This window comes from Sphingomonas sp. CBMAI 2297 (assembly GCF_029870595.1).
Taxonomy (GTDB): Bacteria; Pseudomonadota; Alphaproteobacteria; order Sphingomonadales; family Sphingomonadaceae; genus Sphingomonas.
Map to the genome: position 1 here is coordinate 125,112 of NZ_JAPDIR010000011.1, position 20,695 is coordinate 145,806.

Annotated in this window: 9 protein-coding genes; 3 read left to right on the plus strand and 6 right to left on the minus strand. The window is 66.5% G+C overall.

Features of this window, described 5'->3' with window-relative positions; genetic code table 11:
* Window positions 1-129 precede the first annotated feature (129 nt).
* Entirely contained in the window at window positions 130-3,282 is a 3,153-nt protein-coding gene (locus tag OMP43_RS16085; protein ID WP_280280532.1) for a TonB-dependent receptor, read from the plus strand.
* A 105-nt stretch (window positions 3,283-3,387) separates the two neighbouring features.
* Here OMP43_RS16085 and clpB read toward each other — a convergent pair whose 3' ends face one another.
* The 4 genes from clpB to OMP43_RS16105 all read right to left on the minus strand — a co-directional run bounded on the left by clpB (window position 3,388) and on the right by OMP43_RS16105 (window position 11,421).
* A complete protein-coding gene (gene clpB, locus OMP43_RS16090; protein WP_280280533.1) occupies window positions 3,388-5,967 on the minus strand; it encodes an ATP-dependent chaperone ClpB in 2,580 nt (859 codons plus the stop codon).
* A gap of 89 nt (window positions 5,968-6,056) precedes the next feature.
* On the minus strand, window positions 6,057-8,021 hold the full coding sequence (locus OMP43_RS16095; protein ID WP_280280534.1) for a DUF4157 domain-containing protein: 1,965 nt from the start codon (window positions 8,019-8,021) through the stop codon (window positions 6,057-6,059).
* 35 nt (window positions 8,022-8,056) lie between these two features.
* A complete protein-coding gene (locus OMP43_RS16100; protein WP_280280535.1) occupies window positions 8,057-9,544 on the minus strand; it encodes a DUF4157 domain-containing protein in 1,488 nt (495 codons plus the stop codon).
* 50 nt (window positions 9,545-9,594) lie between these two features.
* The gene (locus OMP43_RS16105; protein ID WP_280280536.1) at window positions 9,595-11,421 is read right to left on the minus strand and encodes a DUF4157 domain-containing protein; all 1,827 of its coding nucleotides are present in this window, start codon (window positions 11,419-11,421) and stop codon (window positions 9,595-9,597) included.
* A gap of 239 nt (window positions 11,422-11,660) precedes the next feature.
* On the opposite strand from OMP43_RS16105, the gene OMP43_RS16110 reads away from it, so the two are divergent.
* Entirely contained in the window at window positions 11,661-14,006 is a 2,346-nt protein-coding gene (locus tag OMP43_RS16110) for a TonB-dependent receptor (RefSeq protein ID WP_280280537.1), read from the plus strand.
* A gap of 101 nt (window positions 14,007-14,107) precedes the next feature.
* Here OMP43_RS16110 and OMP43_RS16115 read toward each other — a convergent pair whose 3' ends face one another.
* Window positions 14,108-15,931 (minus strand): DUF4157 domain-containing protein, encoded by a 1,824-nt coding sequence (locus tag OMP43_RS16115; protein WP_280280538.1) that lies wholly within the window; start codon window positions 15,929-15,931, stop codon window positions 14,108-14,110.
* Between the two features lie 76 nt (window positions 15,932-16,007).
* The gene (locus OMP43_RS16120) at window positions 16,008-17,693 is read right to left on the minus strand and encodes a M20/M25/M40 family metallo-hydrolase (RefSeq protein ID WP_280280539.1); all 1,686 of its coding nucleotides are present in this window, start codon (window positions 17,691-17,693) and stop codon (window positions 16,008-16,010) included.
* 130 nt (window positions 17,694-17,823) lie between these two features.
* Here OMP43_RS16120 and OMP43_RS16125 point away from each other — a divergent pair, with 130 nt between their 5' ends.
* Entirely contained in the window at window positions 17,824-20,694 is a 2,871-nt protein-coding gene (locus OMP43_RS16125; RefSeq protein WP_280280540.1) for a pitrilysin family protein, read from the plus strand.
* The last annotated feature ends 1 nt before the right edge of the window (window position 20,695 follow it).

Sequence of the window (20,695 nt, forward strand, 5' to 3'; positions counted from 1 at the left end):
GGCGGCGATCCACGATCCCGCCAAGCTCTGCCATCCCGATACGTGAGTTGCACACGAATGGATGGTGGAGCGGGGAGACAAACCCGGCTGTAAGCTTCCGCGAAACGGCCGGATACAAGAGGGATCAACATGAAGAACACGCAGATCACCCTGCGCGGGAGCACTGCGCTGTCCGCGCTCGTGCTCGCGGGTGCGCTCATCGCCACGCCGGCGATGGCGCAGGACTCGAGCAGCTCCACCACGACCACCAAGAGCACGAATGCCCAGGACGACCAGAGCGGCGGCGAGATCGTCGTCACCGGCTCGATCCTTCGGCGCACCGACACCGAGACTCCGTCGCCGGTGACCGTGCTGACCGCGGACACGCTGGAGCAGCGCGGCGTCAACACCGTCGCCGAAGCGCTGCAGCGCCTGTCGGCCAACGGTTCGGGCACCATCTCGGAAGGCTGGAACAACGGCAACAACTTCGCGGCCGGCGCCAACGCGGCCTCGCTCCGCGGCCTCACCGTGCAGAAGACGCTGACGATCTTCGACGGCCTGCGCATGGCGCCTTATCCGCTCGCGGACGACGGCCACCGCAACTTCGTCGACATGAGCACGATTCCCGACGCGATCGTCGACCGGATCGAAGTCCTGAAGGACGGCGCTTCGTCGACCTACGGCGCCGACGCGGTCGCAGGCGTGATCAACGTGATCACCAAGAAGCAGGTCAAGGGCATTCACCTGAACGCCTCGGCCGGCGTTTCCGAACATGGTGACGGCGGCGAGCAGCGCCTCGACCTGACCATGGGCTATGGCGACCTGCAGGAGCAGGGCTTCAACGTCTACATCAACGGCTTCTATCGCAAGAACGACGTCATCTGGGCCCGTGATCGCGAATATCCGTTCAACTCGGGCGATCTGAGCGGCATCTGCGAACCGGGCGCTCCGGCAAGCGGCCTCACCACCCAGTGCATGGCGAGCAGCACCCGCTGGGCGCAGTTCCTCGTCAACCGCAGCGGCTCGCTCGGCGGCACCACCATTCCGCTGAACCCGCTCGTGGCGCGCACCAACGGTCTGACCAACACCCGCGCGACCGAATATCAGCTGCTGAACACCGATTGCGGTGCCTTTGGCGGTACGCCGATCACGCTGCCGAACAGCGCGCGCGGCTTCAACCAGGCCGGCACGCTCGCCAGCTGGGCCACCAACCAGTGCACCGCGGACTTCCGCAAGCTCTATGCGACCATCCGTCCCTCGACGGAGCGCTATGGCTTCTCGACCCGCGCGACCTTCAAGGTCGGTGACAATGCCGAGGCGTACATCGCCGGCAACTACACCCATGTGAACACCTACTCGCAGCTCACGCCGCAGTCGTTCAACAACCAGACGGTTCCGTCGTCCGACCCGCTCGACCCGGTGGCCTTCTCGACCATCGTGCTGCCGAACTGGGTCTGCTCCGCCGGCGTCGGCACGATCAGCCGCACGAACGGCACCAACACCAACACCGGCTGCACCGCGGCGAACGGCATCCTCAACCCGAACAACCCGTTCGCGAGCGCCACGACGCCGAACAACGCGCTGCTGCGCGGCAAGTACGACCGTCCGCAGACCGTCGAGACCAATGCGCGCTCCCTGCGTGGCGCAGCGGGCATTGCCGGCAGCTTCGGCGAGAACAACGACTGGAACTACAACGTCGAGTTCACTGCTTCGCAGGTCGAACTGCAGCGTGTCAGCCAGGGCTATCTCATCCCGCAGCGTCTGGCCGACGTGATCGCGACCGGTGCCTACAACTTCGTGCAGCCCTGGCTGAACACGCAGGCCGTTCGCGACTATATCTCGCCGACCAGCATCAAGACCTCGACTTCGGATCTGTGGCAGGCATCGGCGACCCTGGGTCACGCGCTGTTCCAGCTCCCGGGTGGTCCGTTCCAGGCCGCCGTCGGCGTGTCGTATCGCCACGAGGCGATCAACGATCCGTCGGGCAACGCCGCGAACCCGGCGCACCCCTATGACCGCTATTACGGCATCAACGCCGTCGGCGCGGTGGGCAGCCGCAACGTGAAGTCGGCCTTCTACGAAGTGAGCGCCCCGATCATCGATCAGCTCGAGCTGAGCGCCTCGGGCCGCTACGACGACTATTCGTCGGGCCAGAACAACTTCTCGCCGAAGTTCGGCGCGAAGCTGAAGCCGATCAAGCAGGTCCTGCTGCGCGGCACCTGGTCGAAGGGCTTCCGCATCCCGTCGTTCAACGAGGCTTACGGCCTGCCGACGACCGGCTACACCACGCTGTCGATCGCCTGCGGCACCGATGCCAATCCGGGTCCGTACGCGGCGTTCTGCCGTTCGCACTCGCCGGACAACACGATCGCGAACGCGAACACCTATGCCACCGGTCAGTACAGCCTCGGCCGTACTTCGTTCGGCAACGTCAATCTGGCGCCGGAGAAGTCGACCAGCTGGACCCTGGGCGCGGTGTTCGAGCCGATCCGCAACGTCAGCTTCACCCTCGATTACTTCAACATCAAGGTGAAGGACGTCATCTCGGGCCTGTCGGCCGGGGATCAGGCGGCCGTGCTCGATGCGTATCTGCGCAACGGCACGCTGACCGGCGTCGTTCCGAACGTGACCCTGGTCCCGGGCGTGGTCGACGCGCAGTTCCCGAACGCGCGTGCGCTGCCCGCCTTCGTCCAGTTCCCGTTCTCGAACTCGGATGAGGAAGCGGTCCAGGGCATCGACATCGGCTTCGACATCCGTCACGACTTCGGCGGCGTGAAGCTCTACAGCTCGTTCGACGCGTCGTACCTGATCAAGTATCAGGTCACCCGCAAGGACGGCTCGGTCGAGCGTTATGACGGCTCGCTCAGCCCGTGCGACTACAGCTCGTGCTCGGGCTCGCCCAAGTGGCGCGGCACCTGGCAGAACACGCTGTCGATCGGCGGCTTCTCGCTCACCGGCACCGTCTACTACACCAAGGGCTACAGCCTCGGCTCGGTGGACTATGGCGGCAATCGCGGCACCAACGCCTTGGATTGCAGCAAGAACATCGGCCACTCGGTCGTCACCTATCAGGACGGCAACCCCGTGCTGTGCAAGGTCGGCGCGCAGTGGAACGCCGATCTCAGCGCCAGCTATCGGATCAATGACAACTTCATGATCTATGCGAATGCGCTGAACTTCCTGAACATCAAGGCGAACTTCGATCCGTCGGCCGCGTACTCGATCATGCAGTACAACCCGGCCTGGTCGCAGGCGAACGTCGTGGGCCGTTACTTCCGTCTCGGCACCAAGATCGACTTCTAAACCGGAAGAAGATCCAAGAAATCGGGGCGGTCTCGCGAGAGACCGCCCCTTTTTTGTTCCCGGGAATGATCGGAAGGCGGGGAGCGCGGGGCTCCGCCGCCGAAATCAGCCGACCGCGAGCGCAAGCGCTCCGTCGCCTTCGTCGATCCGGACGGTCGATCCGTCCTTCACGTCGCCGCGCAGGATCATGTCGGCGAGCGGGTCCTGCAGATAGCGCTGCACCGCCCGCTTCAACGGCCGCGCGCCATAGACGGGATCATAGCCCACCCGGCCCAGCCAGGCGCGGGCAGCATCCGTCAGGTCGAGCTGGATCTTGCGATCCTTGAGCAGCTTCGCGACGCGGCCGACCTGGATGTCGACGATCGGCGCCATGTGCTCCACGCCCAGCCGATGGAACAGGATGATCTCGTCCAGCCGGTTGAGGAACTCGGGGCGGAAATGCGCGCGGACGACTTCCATCACCTGCGGCTCGACGCTCTCGACCGGCTGGCCCTCGCCCAGATTGGTGAGGAACTGGCTACCCAGGTTCGACGTGAGGATCACGATCGTGTTCGAGAAGTCGACGGTGCGGCCCTGGCCGTCGGTCAGCCGCCCGTCGTCGAGCACCTGGAGCAGCACGTTGAACACATCGCCATGCGCCTTCTCGACCTCGTCGAACAGCACGACCTGATAGGGGCGCCGCCGCACCGCCTCGGTCAGCACGCCGCCTTCCTCATAGCCGACATAGCCGGGAGGGGCGCCGATCAGCCGCGCGACCGCGTGCTTCTCCATGAACTCGCTCATGTCGATGCGCACCATCGCGTTCGGGTCGTCGAACAGGAATTCGGCGAGCGCCTTGGTCAGCTCGGTCTTGCCGACGCCCGTCGCGCCCAGGAACAGGAAGCTGCCCAGCGGCCGGTTCGGGTCCTGGAGCCCGGCGCGCGAGCGGCGCACGGCGGTCGACACGGCCTTCACCGCATCGGCCTGGCCGATCACCCGCCTGCCGAGCATCTCCTCCATGGCGAGGAGCTTCTCGCGCTCGCCCTCCATCATCTTGTCGACGGGGATTCCGGTCCAGCGGCTGACGACCGCCCCGATGTCCTCGGCGGTCACTTCCTCGCGCAGCATCGCGCCCTTGGTGGTGGCCTGCGCCTCCTCCAGCTGCTTGGTCAGCTGCGGGATCACGCCATAGCTGAGCTCGCCGGCCCGGGCGAGGTTGCCGCCGCGCTGGGCCTGGTCGAGTTCGATCTTCACCGTGTCGAGCTGGGCCTTCAGGGTCGCCTCGGAATTGATCTTCTCCTTCTCGGCCTGCCAGCGCCCGGTCAGCTCGGCCGATTGCTGCTCGAGATTGGCGAGCTCCTCCTCGAGATTGTCCAGCCGGTCGCGCGAAGCCGAGTCGGTCTCTTTCTTCAGCGCCTCGCGCTCGATCTTGAGCTGGATGATCCGGCGATCGAGAGTCTCGATCTCCTCGGGCTTGGACTCGACTTCCATGCGGATGCGGCTGGCCGCCTCGTCCATCAGGTCGATCGCCTTGTCGGGCAGGAAGCGGTCGGTGATGTAGCGGTTGGAGAGCGTCGCGGCGCTCACGATCGCGGCATCGGTGATGCGCACGCCGTGGTGCAGCTCGTATTTCTCCTTGAGGCCGCGCAGGATCGAGATCGTGTCCTCGACCGTCGGCTCGCCGACGAACACCGGCTGGAAGCGCCGCTGCAGCGCGGGATCCTTCTCGACATATTTGCGATATTCGTCGAGCGTGGTGGCGCCGATGCAATGCAGCTCGCCGCGGGCGAGCGCGGGCTTGAGCAGGTTGCCCGCGTCCATCGCGCCCTCGGTCTTCCCGGCGCCGATCAGCTGGTGCATCTCGTCGATGAACAGGATGATGTCGCCTTCGCCGGCCTTCACTTCGTCGAGCACGCCCTTGAGCCGCTCCTCGAACTCGCCGCGATATTTCGCGCCCGCGATCAGGCTGCCCATGTCGAGCGACATGAGCGTGCGGTTCTTGAGATTGTCGGGCACGTCGCCATTGGCGATGCGCAGCGCCAGCCCTTCCGCGATCGCGGTCTTGCCGACGCCCGGTTCGCCGATCAGCACCGGATTGTTCTTGGTGCGCCGGGCGAGGATCTGGATCGTGCGGCGAATCTCCTCGTCGCGGCCGATCACCGGGTCGAGCTTGCCGTCCCTTGCCGCCTGGGTGAGGTCGCGGGCGAACTTCTTGAGCGCGTCATAGCGATCCTCGGCGCCCGCCGTGTCGGCGGTGCGGCCGCCGCGCAGCTGGTTGATCGCGGCGTTGAGCGCCTCGGGCTTCACGCCCGCGGCCTGGAGCGCCTTGCCCGCCGCGGTGTTGAGGCTCAGCGCGAGCGCGACGAGCAGGCGCTCGACGGTGACGAAGCTGTCGCCGGCGCGCTGGGCGATCTGCTCGGCCTGGTCGAGCACTCGCACCGCGTCATTGTCGAGCCCCGGCGTCTGCTGCGCGCCGCCGCCGGAGACGGCGGGAATCTTCGCAAGGGCGAGGTCGGTCTCGCCGAGCGCACGCTTCGGGTCGCCGCCCGCCGCCTGGATCAGGCCGCTCGCCATGCCCTGCTCATCCTCGAGCAGCGCCTTCAGAATATGTTCCGGAGCGATCCGCTGATGGTTCATCCGGATCGCGACGGTCTGCGCCGACTGGAGGAAGCCCTTGGCGCGGTCGGTGAATTTCTCGAGGTTCATGCTGGCCCCTTGTTTCGGTCAGCCCGGATGTAGTGTGGCATTTATGCAACGCAAGGCGAGCCGCGGCGCTCTTTCATTCGCCGCGGGGTTTAGCTTTGCCCTGCAAGGCGCCGCACGATGTTCCTGGCGGCCTGGACACAGGCCTGGAGTGTCGCGGCGAAGTCCGCATCCTCCGGATCCGCCGCTCGATATCGGCCCGCGATCCGCTGGAAACGCGCGGTAATGCGCTGCGAAAGGTCCTCCTCGTTTTCATACTCCGCTGCATATTCGAGCGCTTTTTCATAGCATCGCCGGATGATGTCGCGGCCGCGCCGGATATCCTCCGCGCTGACCTGGGGCTGCGGCACGTCCTCCTCCTCCTCTTCCGGCACGACGGGCTCGGGCGCCTGCACTTGCGGGACAACGGCCTGGGGCTGCGGCGGCACGACCGATGGGATGATCGACGGGACGACCGTTTCCCCCTTCGGGGGCACCGGCTTCGGGGGCTCGGGCTTCGGTGGGACCGGCTTCGGCATGCTGCTGGGCGGCTCGACCGCCGGCACGCTGCTCGCGGCCTGCTGCCGCTGCCGCAACCGGGCGAAGGCCTGTTCGAGCTCGTTGGGCTGCTCGACCACTTCCTTGCTCACCTTGGGGGGCGGCTTGAGCACCGGCTTGGTAGTGACGGGCGACACGCCCAGCGGTGGGACCACGTCCTTGCTGACCGTCGGCACCGGCTTCGGCTTCGGCGAGGACAGCGCGACGACGGGCGGCGCGAAGTCGTCCGGCGGCGGGGAACTGGACCGGGCGGAGGGCTTTACGGGCTTGAGCCTGGCGCTCAGCAATTCCTGCATGCTGACTCCGGAGCCCAGCGAAGCCATGCCGCCCGAACGCGCGACATAGGGCAGGACCGTCCCGGTCTTCGCCACCGAGTGGCTCTTGTTCAACTCCTGCTCGGCCGCCCATTGGATAAGGTAATAATGCTGGGCGATTGGATTGTTCTCCGGCACCGCCATGATCGTGGTGCTGGGATTCTTGAGATAGTCGCGCTCCCCCCAATCGGCTTCGACGACGCCATATTCGTCGATATTGCCGAGCATGTGCCCCACTTCGTGCGAGATGTTGGTGGTGTCGTGCTTGCCCCAGGTCATCATGTTCTCGGTGCCGAAATGGCCGCGCGCGCCCGATGAAAGCGCGCTTTCCGCGCTGCTGACGGTGATCGGATAATGCTCGCCATGCGTAACCTGCTGGAGTTGCACGACGATCGGATAGTTCTTGCCCTCGAACTGCAGCATGAAGCGGTTGCTCCATTGCCGCGCGACCTGGTTCGCCCAGACCTCCTGGAACAGTTCCGGCTCGATGGCCGCCTTGATCCTGATGGTCACCACCACCTTGTCGTTCTGGATGGTGACATTGAACTTCGAGTCCCACTCAAACGGAGTTCCGCCCAGCTTGCCGCCGTGCGTGTCCTTGATCAGCTTCTGGTGGCGTTTGACCTCTATCTCGATGCGCTGCGCGACCGCGCCGGAACGGTCCGGCGGCGGTGCCGCGAGTTCCCCGGTCCGCAGGGGCAGCGGCCCCGGCCGCGCGGCCCGGGCGCCCATGGTATCGGCTTCGCGCTCCAGCCCGGCATCGTCGTTGATGGCGGTGCCGCCGAGCTGCATCGTCGGGCGCACCCGGCCCTGTTTCTGCTGGACGACGTGCCAGGCCTCGTGCGGCAGGTGGCGTTCCTGGCCGGGGCCGAGATGGATCTCGCTGCCCTGGGTATGGGCGAGCGCCTGGAGCTGGGCCGGCCGCGCCGAATTGCGGTGGACGCGCACATCGTCCAGGGCAATGCCCGACAGCGATTCCATGCCGCTCTTCAGCCGGTCGGGAAGGCCGGTGCGGTTGACCGTACGTGCCTGGCTGCTGGCGCGCGCGGCGGCGTAGCTGGCGATACTCTCGCGCGGCGCGGCGCGCAGCTGCGCAGCCGGGGTGGAATCATGGGCGCGGAGCGTGTCGGGTGCCGCCGACGCGCTGCGTGCGGCCGGGGTCGCGGCGGCCGCGTTCGGGCGGTGTGCCGGAGCGGCCTGCCTCATCGCCTGCGCCTCGCTTCCGATGGCATGCGCATGGATCAGTCCATTCCGAACATCGTATAGATCTGCTTCGCGAGCGCGGCCAGCGGCTGCCAGCCGTCGGAAGTCAATGCCTCGATTTCGTCGGGCGCGATCAGCTGCCCGCGGATCAGCCGCACCGTCTTGTCCTTGCTGTGCACCGGATCCTCCTCCATCGCATCATGATATGCCTGGGTGATCGCGAAGCGCAGCAGCACCGGTTCGCGGGCCATCAACTCCTCTTCCGGAAGATCCTTGGCGGCGAACTCCTCGGCGGTATGCTCGGTGCGCTGGCTGGCATACATCTTGATGTTGGTCGCGGAGGTCGTGACCGCGACGACGCCGGTGGAATGCCGGAATGAATCCGTGGTGAGCTTCTCGTTCTTCATCACGGCGCTGGTTTCGCTCGCGCCGCCCTTGCCGCCCCCCTTGCTCGGATCGAGGCCGGTGGCGAAGATGCCCCGTTTCACGTCATTGGTATCGGGGGACATCATCAGGTTCCGCAATGTCGTGAGGTGATAGACATAGCGTCCGACATTGCGCGCCTGCTTGAGCGACGGATGCGTGTCGCCCGGTTTCAGCGCGCTGCCCGGCTTGCTGAAAGCGGTGCCGGTCGCCCCCTCGAAGGCATCCTGGTCGAGCTTCTCGTAATGGGCGGTGGAAACCTGGAAGCGGCCGCCCTTGAACGCATGCTTCACGGGTCCGAACACATAGGGCCGGTACGCCTTGGCGTTCATGCTGCTGCGATCCGGTGCGACGGGTGGACTTTCGTCGATCGAGCTGTCGGCTTCGATCGGCGAGAAGAGGCCGCTTTCCACCCATTGATCGAACGTCGCCAGGGTTCCTTGCCGCGGGATGACGTGCCGGTTCTGGGCGTTGGGATTCTCGACGATGAAATACATGTCCGGTCCGGTCTTGCTCAAATACCAGCGCAACCCGGCAAGCGGCTTGTCCCATTGATAATATTCTGCGTTCAAGCTGGTGTTGCGCCATACCGCCTGGAGCGGCGGATCGAGCGGTGCGCGTGCCTGCCGCGCAACTGCGCGCTGCGCCGGGGCTGCGGAAGAAAATGCCCGGGCGCCCATGGTATCGGCTTCGCGCTCCAGCCCGGCATCGTCGTTGATGGCGGTGCCGCCGAGCTGCATCGTCGGGCGCACCCGGCCCTGCTTCTGCTGGACGACGTGCCAGGCCTCGTGCGGCAGGTGGCGTTCCTGGCCGGGGCCGAGATGGATTTCGCTGCCCTGGGTATGAGCGAGTGCCTGGAGCTGGGCCGGCCGCGCCGAATTGCGGTGGACGCGCACATCGTCCAGCGCAATGCCCGACAGCGATTCCATGCCGCTCTTCAACCGGTCGGGAAGGCCGGTGCGGTTGCCGGCACGGGCAGTGCAATCGGCGTGCGACCGGGCGAACGCCGCCACCGCCCCTCCCGGATCGGCGGCGCGGAACTGGAGCGCCGTCCCGGTCGCCCATGGCTGCGGCGCACTGGATTGCGGTGACGGCGGATTCATGCGCGCCGCCGCCGGCGGTGCCTTGTGCGGCGGAGCGGGCTGCGCGTGCCTCATTGATAGAACACGCCCAAGGGCAGGGTATGCTGGAAATGGTCGCCGCCGGTATGGTAGATCGTCAGCGTCGGCGGGATGCCGATGATCGTCTCGTTGAGCGCGCCGCTGCCCACCGGATAGCGAACCAGTATCTGGTTGTTGATCCCCAGCACCTGCCGGATCACGCCGACCGTCTGCGGAGTGGCGACCATCATCTCGCCGACATTGTTGAGATTGAAGCGGATGTTGAGCAGCTCGATCAGCGTCGCGCTGCGCCCGTGCGCCGCCCAGCAGATTGCATTGATCAGGCAATTATTCTGCCACAGCGCCGCGCGGCCCTGCAGCTCCTTCGTCGCCTTGCTGGTTTCGTCGCGCAGCGCTTTGCGCTGGTCCTTCGAGCCGCCCTTGCGCGCCGGGAGGAAGGTCGAACCCGTCTTGCTGCCGAAGATCGCGTGGAAGCTCGTCTCGCCGCGCGCGCGGGCGCGCAGCTGGCGGATGAAGTCCCGCTCGGTGCGGCGCGAGTTGAATTCGGTGCGCATCGGGTCGGAAAGCAGCGCGACCGACAGCAGCCCGCCGAGCGCGGCCTTCTGCCGGCTGGTCATGTCGCTGAACTTCATCGTCTCGTCGTCGTTCAGGAAGGCGAGGATGTCGCGCGCGCGATCCTTCTTGTCCTCCTCGTCCTCGTCGCTGTCCGAGAGTTCGTCGGCCCAGTCGTCATAGTCCTTGCCGACCTTCTTGTGCTTCTTGCCATAGTCCTTGGCGCGGTAGCCGATCATGCCCTGGGGCTGCTTGGTCGTCTCGGAAGGCGTGTCGAACGCCTCGCCGCCGCGCGACATGGTCTTGCTGCCGAACGGATAGTGGAGCCGCAGCGTCCGCGGGACGACCCGGTAGCTGTTGCGGATCATCATCAGCGCAGTGCGCACGCTGACATTGTTGGCGCGGGCGATCTCGCCGATGTCGAACTCGCCATCGCTGGTCGACACGCGCGCGTTGCTATAGGTGATCGAGCTCGACGTGCCGCCCATGTCCTCGTCGTCGCTCGACTCCTCGACGTCCGAATCGCTGCCCGAATCCAGATCCGAATCGTCGGATTCCACCATGGCGCCGGCGCGGCCATGGATGTTGCGCTGGCCGCGCACCAGCCCGACGTCGAACAGATACCAGCCGCCGCCGCGTATCTCCTCCAGCTCGCCTTCCTGGCGGACGCCGTCGACCGTCGTCACGTCGAACGATTCGCCGATATCGTCCTCGTCGACCGTGATGCATTGCGCCACGGCGGCCGATGGCGACGCCATGGCGGGAGCGGTCGCCGTTGCCCCGCCGGGCGATGGGTGCGCGCGCGCCGCCTGCGCGCCCATCCTGTCGGCCTCGCCCTCGAGCGCGAGATCGTCGTTCACCGGCAGGTTGCCGGCCCGCGCCGTCGGGCCGACCCGGCCCTGTTTCTGCTGGACGATATGCCAGGCCTCGTGCGGCAGGTGGCGCTCCTTGCCCGGGGCCAGATGGATATCCGAGCCCTGGGCATAGGCGTGCGCCTTCAGCTGCGCGGGGCGCGACGAGTTGCGATGCACGCGGACATCGTCGAGCGAGATGCCCGAGAGCGTCTCGATCCCGTGCTTGAGCCCGTTGGGCAGGCCGGTGCGGTTGGGGCCGGCGGCGGTGCGTGCCACGCCGGCGGCATGCGAGCGGGCATAATCGGCGACCGTCTCGGACGCGGTGGCCATCTGCAGGACCGTGCCCGGTGCGCGCGGCTCGGCGCGCGGTGCGGCGGACGGCGCGCCGCGGAGCGGGCAGGATGGCCGGCCATGGGGCGATTGTCTGGGCCGGGGCTGCAGACGAGCATGCATCCGCTGCCTCCTCTGCGGACCGTCTCCCCGCTCACTATGGCGCACCCGGCCGCAAAGGGGAACGCCGATTTGCTTCGTTATGGGGCCGCTCGCCGCCATCGCCGCTTGCCCCGAAGTTGTAACTTCACGGTCGTGCAAATGACATCGCGGCTACGCGATGTTGCAACGCACAAATTCTAGCTCCCCGGCTGCCGGGCACCGTGCCCGCGCCGAAAACAAACCCTGGGGGGAACCCGCTCATGCGCAAGCTTTCCATTCTGCTCGCCGGCACTTCGATGCTGCTTTCCGGTGCCGCTTTCGCGCAGGACGCGCCGGCCGGCCCGGTGCCTGCCGCCGACGACGGCGCGGACCAGAACCATATCGTGGTGATCGGCCGCGGCGAGACGCGCCAGGTCCAGCAGCTCTCGAGCAGCGACATCGCCGAGCTCGCCGCCGGCACCAGCCCCTTGAAGGCGATCGAGAAGCTGCCGAGCGTCAACTTCCAGTCGGCCGATCCCTTCGGCGCCTATGAGTGGGCGACGCGCGTCTCGATCCGCAGCTTCAACCAGAACCAGCTCGGCTTCACGCTCGACGGCATACCGCTCGGCGATGCCAGCTATGGCAATGTCAACGGCCTCCACATCAGCCGCGCGATCACCAGCGAGAATATCGGCGAGGTCCGGGTGTCGCAGGGCGCCGGCTCGCTCGGCACCCAGGCGACCAACAATCTCGGCGGCACGCTGGAATTCTTCTCGCGCGATCCGTCGGACCAGTTCGGCATCCGCGCCGAGGGCACCTATGGCAGCGCGAACACCAAGCGCATCTTCGGCCGGATCGAGAGCGGTGATATCGGCGGCGGCGTGAAGGCCTATGCCTCCTATGTCTATTCGGACATGGACAAGTGGAAGGGCTGGGGCTCGCAGCGCACCAACCAGGCGAACGGCAAGATCGTCGCTCCCGTGGCCGACGATGTCCGCCTGGTCGGCACGATCAGCTACTCCGATCGCCGCGAGAACGACTATCAGGACCTGTCGCTCGGCATGCTGAAGCGGCTGGGCTATAAATGGGACAATATCTCGAACGACTATGCGCTGGCGGTGCGCGTCGCCGACGTCGCCAACAATATCGACAATGTGAACAACACCACCGGCGCGCCCGTCCCCGACGGCCTTTCGGACATCACCGGCCTGCCTCCGAGCAATCCGGCGGCGGGCAAGGTCTTCCCGGCGCCGATCGGCAGTCTGGACGATGCCTATTTCGACGCCGCCGGCCTGCGCCGCGACTGGCTGGGCTCGCTCGGCGTCGAGGGCGAGAGCGGCGGCCTGCGCTTCGCGCTCAAGGGCTATTACCACAATAATCACGGCCAGGGCCTGTGGTTCACGCCCTATGTGCCGAGCCCGGGCGGCACCTCGCCCATCTCGATCCGCACCACCGAGTACGACATCAATCGCAAGGGCGTGTTCGGCCATACCGGCGGGAAGCTCGGCGAGCATAACGACGTGACGATCGGCTTCTGGTACGAGCGCAACGATTTCCAGCAGGCCCGCCGCTTCTACGCCCTGTCGAGCCGCACCGCGCCGTCGCGCCGCAGCCTCGATTTCCAGGCGAACCCGTTCGCGACCCAGTGGGACTATGACTATACGACGGACACCTTCCAATATTACGTCCAGGACAAGCTGACCTTCGGGGACCTGACGCTGAACCTGGGCTGGAAGGGCTTCAAGGTGAAGAATGCGGCCGATCCGAACGTGGCCGGCACGCTGGCGCGCGGCAGGATCGACGTGACCGACTGGTTCCAGCCGACCGCGGGCTTCAACTATCGCCTCGGCGCCGGGGCCGAGCTGTTCGGCGGCTTCACCCAGGTGACCCGCGCCTTCGTCGCCTCCGCCACCAGCGGTCCGTTCGCCACTACCCAGGCCGGCTTCAACGCGCTGCTCTCGGGCTCGACCAGGCTCAAGCCCGAACAGTCGGACACCTGGGAACTGGGCGGCCGCATACGCTCGGGGCCGTTCACCGGCTCGCTTGCCGGCTATTATGTCAACTTCCGCAACCGTCTGCTCGGCGTCACGACCGGTGCAGGCATCGTCGGCAATCCGGTGACGCTGCAGAATGTCGGCGACGTCCGCGCCATCGGCTTCGAGGCGACGGGCGACCTTCGCCTGGGCAGCGGCTTCGGCGCGTTCGTCTCGTACAGCTACAATGACTCGACCTATCGCGACGATGTGCGCAACGCCGGCGGCACGCTGCTCGCAGCGACCAAGGGCAAGACCGTGGTCGATGCTCCCAAGCATCTGCTCAAGGGCGAGCTGACCTACGACCATGCCGGTTTCAATGCCCGGATCGGCGCCAACTATATGAGCCGGCGCTACTTCACCTATACCAACGACCAGTCGATCGCCGGCCGCGTGCTGGTCGATGCCATGCTCGGCTACAAGTTCGACCTGGGCGGCCATGGCCTGGAGATCCAGGCCAATGCGACCAATCTGCTCGACAAGAAATATGTCTCGACGATCGGCACGAACGGCTTCGGCAATTCGGGCGACAACCAGACGCTGATGGTCGGCGCGCCGCAGCAGTTCTTCGTGACGCTGAAGGCGGGATTCTGAGCGTCTCTTCCCCACGGACAGCAGGGGAAGAAACGGGAAGGGCCGGGGCGAAAGCTCCGGCCTTTCTCATGTCGCGTACCGCAGGCAGGCTGGCGACGGCGCTAGCCCAGCTCGGGCACATAATGGCCATTCTCGCCATCGTTGAAGAGGGCGACATAATATTTGTCGTCCTTCCTCGAATTATCGATGTCGCCGATGTCCAGGTAGCTCTGATACGTCAATGTGGTCAGGTCATAGGTGACGATCCGTACCCAGATTCCCTGCGCTTGATCCCGGTTCAGTTCCTCCACGAATTTGGTGATCTGCTGGACATTGACCGCCATATCCACCGTCAGGCTGGCGGCGGTGGCCGCCTCGCCAAGGCGCGCCTCGGAAAAGCCATAGGAGCGCATCGTGTCCCAGAAACATTCGCCGCCGTCGCGAATGCCGGGCGTGTTGGGGCTGAACCGATGGCCGTAAAAGGCCACGACATCCTCCACCGCTTTCGTCGACCTTGCCTTCTTCTTCGCGGACTTTCCGTCGGCACTGCTGCTGCTGCTATCGTCCAGGGCCTTGGCGGGACCGGGGGCCTTTTCCTTCCGCTTCTTCGGGTTCGAGGCCCTGGATTTGCGCGAATAGCTGCGTTCGCGCGCCGGAATCGCAGTGAAGGCGAAGGGCGTGGCGCCGTCCTTGGGTGCGTGATCCTCCTCTTCCTCATCCGACGAATGGAAGATGTCTCCCCGCGTTTGGAGATAGGTCTGGTATCCCTTGGCGCTTTTGAACCTGGCGCTCGAATCGAGCGTGTTCGATCCGAGCACGCCGTGGCGGTCTTCGCCGCGGTTGGTGGATTTGGGTCCGTTGTATGTCGTGTAGGGATTGAGCTGCAGCAGCTTGCGCGCCACCAGGTGGAAAGCGGAGCCGATGCCGAGATCGACATCGCCTTTCAGCCGCCTCAGGAACTCGTCATACAGGCTGCGATAATCCAGCATGTACCGCTTCAGCACGTCGCTGTCGTCGCCCAGGCCATATTCCGCCTGCATCATCGCCTCGGCCTGTTCCGGCGTTATGAGCTGATCGGCGAGCTCGGCCTGCTGGCCCTTGCGCAACCGGTTCTGCAGTCGCTGCTCGAAGGCGATGAACGACAGCGAATGCGGCCCCTGGTCCTGGTGGCGGACCTTGGCGGTGGGAAGCGTGTGGGTGTGGCCAAAGGGCGTGGGCACCCGGCGGTCCCGGTTCTGGCTGGTCACGATCGCCGAGCCCAAGGTCTTGGGCGAGGCCGCCAGCAGATCGTCGAATTTCTGCGCGGCGGCCTTGTCCTTGAAGGTCGTCAGCCGGCTGCCTCTCGCCACTATTTCGAGATCGGAATAATAGACGAAGTCGCCCTCGTCATTCTGGATGTGGAGAACGGAGCGCTGCACCACCGGCGCGGCGATACCGGCCCGTTGCACCGGCTTCGCGGGCTCGGCCGGCGCGCCGCCCGTCCGCTCGGCGCGCTCGCCCATCCGGTCGGCCTCGCCCTCCAGCCCGGCATCGGCATTGATCGCGGTGCCGTTCAGATCGAACATGGGGCGCACCCGGCCCTGCTTCTGCTGCACCACATGCCATGCCTCATGGGCGAGGTGATGTTCCTGGCCGGGGGCGAGGTGGATCTCGCTGCCCTGGGTATAGGCGTGCGCTTGAAGCGTCGCGGGCCGGCTCGATCCGCGATGCACGCGGACATCGTCCATCGGCAGGCCCGACAGGGCCTCGATGCCGTTCTTCAGCCGGTTTGGCAGGCCGGTGCGATTGGCCGGGCCGATCCCGACGCTGGCGGGAAGGGCATGATATGGCGCGGGTGCCGCCGCGCGCTGCACGGGTGGCGTGGACGCCACGCGCCGGGGCCGGGACGCGGCCGGGCGATCGGCAATCGGCTTGCGCTTGTCGGCCTGGTACACGGCGGGTCGCATCCTCGCACGGCTACCGCGCGAGCCTGCCGCCTTTCCGGCCGGCGGAAAAGCACAGAAAGCCCCGTTTCCGCGCCGCTCAGTTCTTCGCCGACGGCGCTACGGTGATCGAGAGCAGCTTTTGCGCGGCGGCGGCCGGCGCTCCTGCCGGCCGCGGCGCCTTGGGCGCGTCCTTGGCATAGCGCTCGCCGAAGCTGTTGCCCTGGTACCAGCGCGGCTCCTGATCGGCATCGGCGATCTCGCGCGCGATCAGATAGTTGATCTTGGCGAACTTGGCGCCGGCCTTCCAGTCGAACGGCTGGCGGATATCGTCGCTCACCTTGTGGTAGTGCGTCTTCAGGAAGTCGCGGAACGCCTTCTCGCCGCCATTGGCGAAGCCGGTGACCAGGAAGATCGACGGCACTCCCGCCTTGACGAAGCTATAGTGATCCGAGCGCAGGAACAGCTGCTCCTCGGGCATCGGATCGGGGGAGAGGGTCACGCCCATCCTCGCCGCCGCGCGCGCGACGATCGGCCCGAGCGTCGAATGCTCGGCGCCGAAGGCGACGACGTCCCGGAAGTCGTAGAGCAGGATCGGCATGTCGAGATTGACGTCGGCCACCACCTTGCCGCCGCCCACCACCGGATAGCGGGCGAGGAACTCGGAGCCGATCAGCCCATCCTCCTCGGCGGTCAGCGCGACGAACAGGATCGAGCGGCGCGGGCGCCTGCCGCTCTGGACGAAGGCGCGCGCGGCCTCGAGCATCGTCGCCACGCCCGCGGCATTGTCCATCGCGCCATTGTAGATCTTGTCCTCGCCCTCCAGTCCCGGATCGGTGCCCTCATGGTCGAGATGCGCGGAGAGCACGACATATTCATTGGCGAGCTTCGGATCGGATCCCGGCAGGATGCCGATCACATTCTCGCTCTTCTTCACCGTGACGATGCTGGTCCGTTGCAGCGTGAGCCGCGGCTTGAGCGCGAAGCTGCCCGGCGTGCCGCCCGGCGTCGCGAGCATGGCATAGAGCTGGTCGGCGCGTATCGGCGCATCCCGGAACAAGGACTCGGCGGCGGCGCCCTTCACATAGGCGCCGATCTTGAGCCCGGGATTCTCGCCCTTGGGAAAGCCGTCGGGGCTAAGCCAGTTGGTCTGCGGGTCCTGGAAATAGGTGACGGCCTGGGCCCAGGGGAAGGCGCCCTTCAGATTGTCCGGCGTGACGAGATAGATCAGGCCGAGCGCGCCGTGCCTGCCGGCTACGGCCGCCTTGTCGAGCTTGCCGGGCGCGGTGCCCGGCGGATTGCCGAGCAGCATGACGACGAACTTGCCGGCCACGTCGATCCCCACATAGTCCGCCTCGCGGCCATGGCCGACGAACACCGCGTCGGCCGTGAGGGTCTGGGTCTCGCTTCCATAGAGCGGGCTCGGGCCGAACAGCACGTCCCCGCCGCTCGCGAACCGTTTCGCGCCGACGGTGAGCGAGGCGGGTTTCCCGGCATCGAGCACATAGTCGGCGATGTTCACCGGCTGATACCAGCCTTGCGTTCCGCCGGGCCTGAATCCCATCGCGTCGAAGCGGCTGGAGACATAGCGCGCCGCGATCTCGAACCCCTGGGTGCCATTGTCGCGCCCGCCGAGCAGATCGTCGGCGAGGAACTCGACATGCGCGCGCACTTCGTCCGGGCTGAACACCGGTTCCCCGGCCCCGGCCTGCACCTCCGCCTGCGCCCATGCCGCGGCCGGCGCCAGGCCGAGCGCCAGCGCGATGAGAAACGGTCTGAAGTGCACGGATTTCTCCCCGGAATGGCGCAATCTTCCCCAGGCTAGAGCAAATGGATGCGGGCGCAACCGGCTTGCGGCGACCCTGCCCGGCGTTATGCTCGTCCCACCATCGTCTCTCTCTCGGGGTAACAGCAACATGAAATCGTTCCGGATGCTTTGCGGCGCGTCGATCTGCGCGCTGGCGATCGGCGCCGCCGTGCCCGTCTTCGCGCAGCAGGCGCCCACCGCCGCCGCCGCTGCCGCCGGGGCTCAGGCCAAGCCGGTTCCGGTGGCCGAGCTCGTGAAGAAGGTCGACATCCCCTATCAGGGCTTCACGCTCTCGAACGGCCTGCGCGTGCTGGTCCATACCGATCGCAAGGCGCCGATCGTCGCGGTCTCCACCTGGTATGATGTCGGCTCCAAGCACGAACCCGCCGGCAAGACGGGCTTTGCCCATCTGTTCGAGCATCTGATGTTCAACGGCTCGGAAAATGCCCCGGACGATTTCTTCGAGCCGCTCAAGCAGGTCGGCGCCACCGACTTCAACGGCACCACCAGCTTCGATCGCACCAATTATTTCGAGACGGTGCCGCGTCCGGCGCTCGAGCGCGCGCTGTTCCTGGAGAGCGACCGCATGGGCTATCTGCTCGGCGCGATCACCCAGGGCGTGCTCGACGAACAGCGCGGCGTCGTCCAGAACGAGAAGCGCCAGGGCGACAACCAGCCCTATGGCCTGGTCTATTACAAGGTGCTCGAGGAACTGCTCGGCACCACGCCCTATGGCCATAACGTGATCGGCTCGATGGCCGATCTCGATGCCGCCAGCCTCGACGACGTGAAGAACTGGTTCCGCGCCCATTATGGCCCGAACAACGCGATCCTCGTCCTTGCCGGCGATGTCGACGTGAAGGAAGCCCGGCCGCTGGTCGAGAAATATTTCGGCGCGATCCCGGCCGGCCCGAAGAGCGTGCTGCCGCAGGTCACCGTGCCGACGCTGGCCGCGCCCAAGACGGTGACGATCAAGGACAATGTCGCCGCCACCCTGATCCTGCGCAGCTGGGCGGTGCCCGGCCTGAACGACAAGGATGCGACGGCGCTCAACGTCTTCGCCTCGGTGCTGGGCGGCCTTGCCAGCTCGCGGCTCGACAATGAGCTGGTCCGCAAGGACAAGACCGCCGTCCAGGTGTCGAGCAACGTCCAGTCGATGGCGCAGCTCGGCATCTTCATGGTCCAGGCGGTGGTGAAGCCCGGCGTCGATCCCGCGGTGGTGTCGAAGCGTCTCGACGAGATCCTGGCCGATCTCCTCAAGAACGGGCCGACCGCGGATGAAGTGAAGCGTGTCGCCACCACCAACGTCTCGGGCCGCATCGCCGGGCTGGAATCGGTCGGCGGTTTCGGCGGCAAGGCCGTCGCGCTTGCCTCGGGCGAGCTCTATTCGGGCGATCCGCTCCACTTCAAGAAGGAGCTGGAGGCAATGGCCCGGGTCACCCCGGCCGAAGTGACCACGGCGGCCAACAAGTGGCTCAGGCGGCCCGCGCTCACCGTGATGGTGGTGCCCGGCCAGCGCGAGGCCTATCAGGAAGCGGCCGCCGTCGCCGCCAAGCCGGCGGAAGGCCCCAAGACCGCCCCGGTGAAGGGCACGCGCGGCGACATGCCTGCCGTCGCCCCGATCGGCGACCTCGTCTTCCCCAAGGTGGAGCGCACCCGGCTCTCGAACGGCATCGAGCTGGTCTATGCCCATCGCAACGCGGTGCCGGTCACCCAGATCGAGATGAGCTTCGATGCCGGCGTCGCCGCCGATCCGGCCGACAAGCTCGGCACCCAGCGCCTGACGCTCAACATGATGGACGAAGGCACCACCAGCCTCGATTCGACCGCGCTCGCCGAAGCGCGCGAGCGGCTGGGCGCGACCATCGGCTCGGGCAGCTCGGCCGATCGCACCTATCTGGGCGTCGATGCGCCGAGCCCGAACCTGGCCGGCGCGCTCGATCTGTTCGCCGACGTGGTCGAGCGGCCCGCCTTCGCGCCGGCCGAGATCGAGCGGGTGCGCGGCCAGGTGCTCACCGGCATCGCGCAGGAGCTGACCAGCCCGGCGGGCCTGTCCGGCCGCATGGTGCCGCGCGTGCTCTATGGCGCGGGCAGCCCCTATGCGAAGCTCGGCGCCGGCTCGGGCGATCCGGCGGTGGTCAAGACGATCACGCGCGACGATCTCGTCGCCTGGCACAATGCCTGGATCCGCCCGGACAAGGCCAAGATCTTCGTCGTCAGCGATCGTCCGCTCGCCGAGATCAAGGCCGCGCTCGACGCGCGTTTCGGCGGCTGGAAGAGCGAGGGGCCGGCCGGCACCAAGGCCTTCACGGCCTCGGCCCAGGCGATGACGCCGCGGATCATCCTGATCGACCGGGCCAATTCGCCCCAGTCGCAGATCGTCGCCGCGCAGCTGACCGGCGTCGATCCCTTCTCGGACACGCTGGCGGTGACGACCGCCAACCAGGCGCTCGGTTCCGGCTTCCTCTCGCGCATCAACATGGATCTGCGCGAGGCCAAGCATTGGTCCTATGGCGCGGGCGGCGGCTATACCTTCCTGGAGCACGCCGTGCCCTATACGATCAGTGCCCCGGTCCAGGCGGACAAGACGGGCGATTCGATCAAGGCGATCCAGCAGCAGGTGCGCGCGTTCCTCACCACCGAGGGCGTGACGTCCAAGGAGCTGACGCGCGAAGTCAATGGCTCGACTCGCGAGCTGCCCGGCCGCTTCGAAACGTCGGACGCCGTGCTCAACGCGATGCAGCAGAACGACCTGCGTCGCCGCCCGGACGATTATTTCAGCACCATCGCACAAAAATATCGCGCGCTCACCCTGGCCCAGCTTGACGCTGCGGCACGCGCGGCTCTCGACCCGAACAAGTTCGTTTTCGTGGTCGTCGGCGATGCCGCGAAGGTCCGGCCGCAGCTTGACAGCATCGGCCTGCCCGTCGAGGTGGTCCCCGCAGCGTCGCTGGCAAGCACCAAGCCGGCGGCCAACTAAT

Coding starts and splice junctions, on each gene's coding strand:
- OMP43_RS16085 (WP_280280532.1), top strand. CDS start 130: ATGAAGAACACGCAGATCACCCTGCGCGGGAGCACTGCGCTGTCCGCG.
- clpB (WP_280280533.1), bottom strand. CDS start 5,967: ATGAACCTCGAGAAATTCACCGACCGCGCCAAGGGCTTCCTCCAGTCG.
- OMP43_RS16095 (WP_280280534.1), bottom strand. CDS start 8,021: ATGAGGCAGGCCGCTCCGGCACACCGCCCGAACGCGGCCGCCGCGACC.
- OMP43_RS16100 (WP_280280535.1), bottom strand. CDS start 9,544: ATGAATCCGCCGTCACCGCAATCCAGTGCGCCGCAGCCATGGGCGACC.
- OMP43_RS16105 (WP_280280536.1), bottom strand. CDS start 11,421: ATGCATGCTCGTCTGCAGCCCCGGCCCAGACAATCGCCCCATGGCCGG.
- OMP43_RS16110 (WP_280280537.1), top strand. CDS start 11,661: ATGCGCAAGCTTTCCATTCTGCTCGCCGGCACTTCGATGCTGCTTTCC.
- OMP43_RS16115 (WP_280280538.1), bottom strand. CDS start 15,931: ATGCGACCCGCCGTGTACCAGGCCGACAAGCGCAAGCCGATTGCCGAT.
- OMP43_RS16125 (WP_280280540.1), top strand. CDS start 17,824: ATGAAATCGTTCCGGATGCTTTGCGGCGCGTCGATCTGCGCGCTGGCG.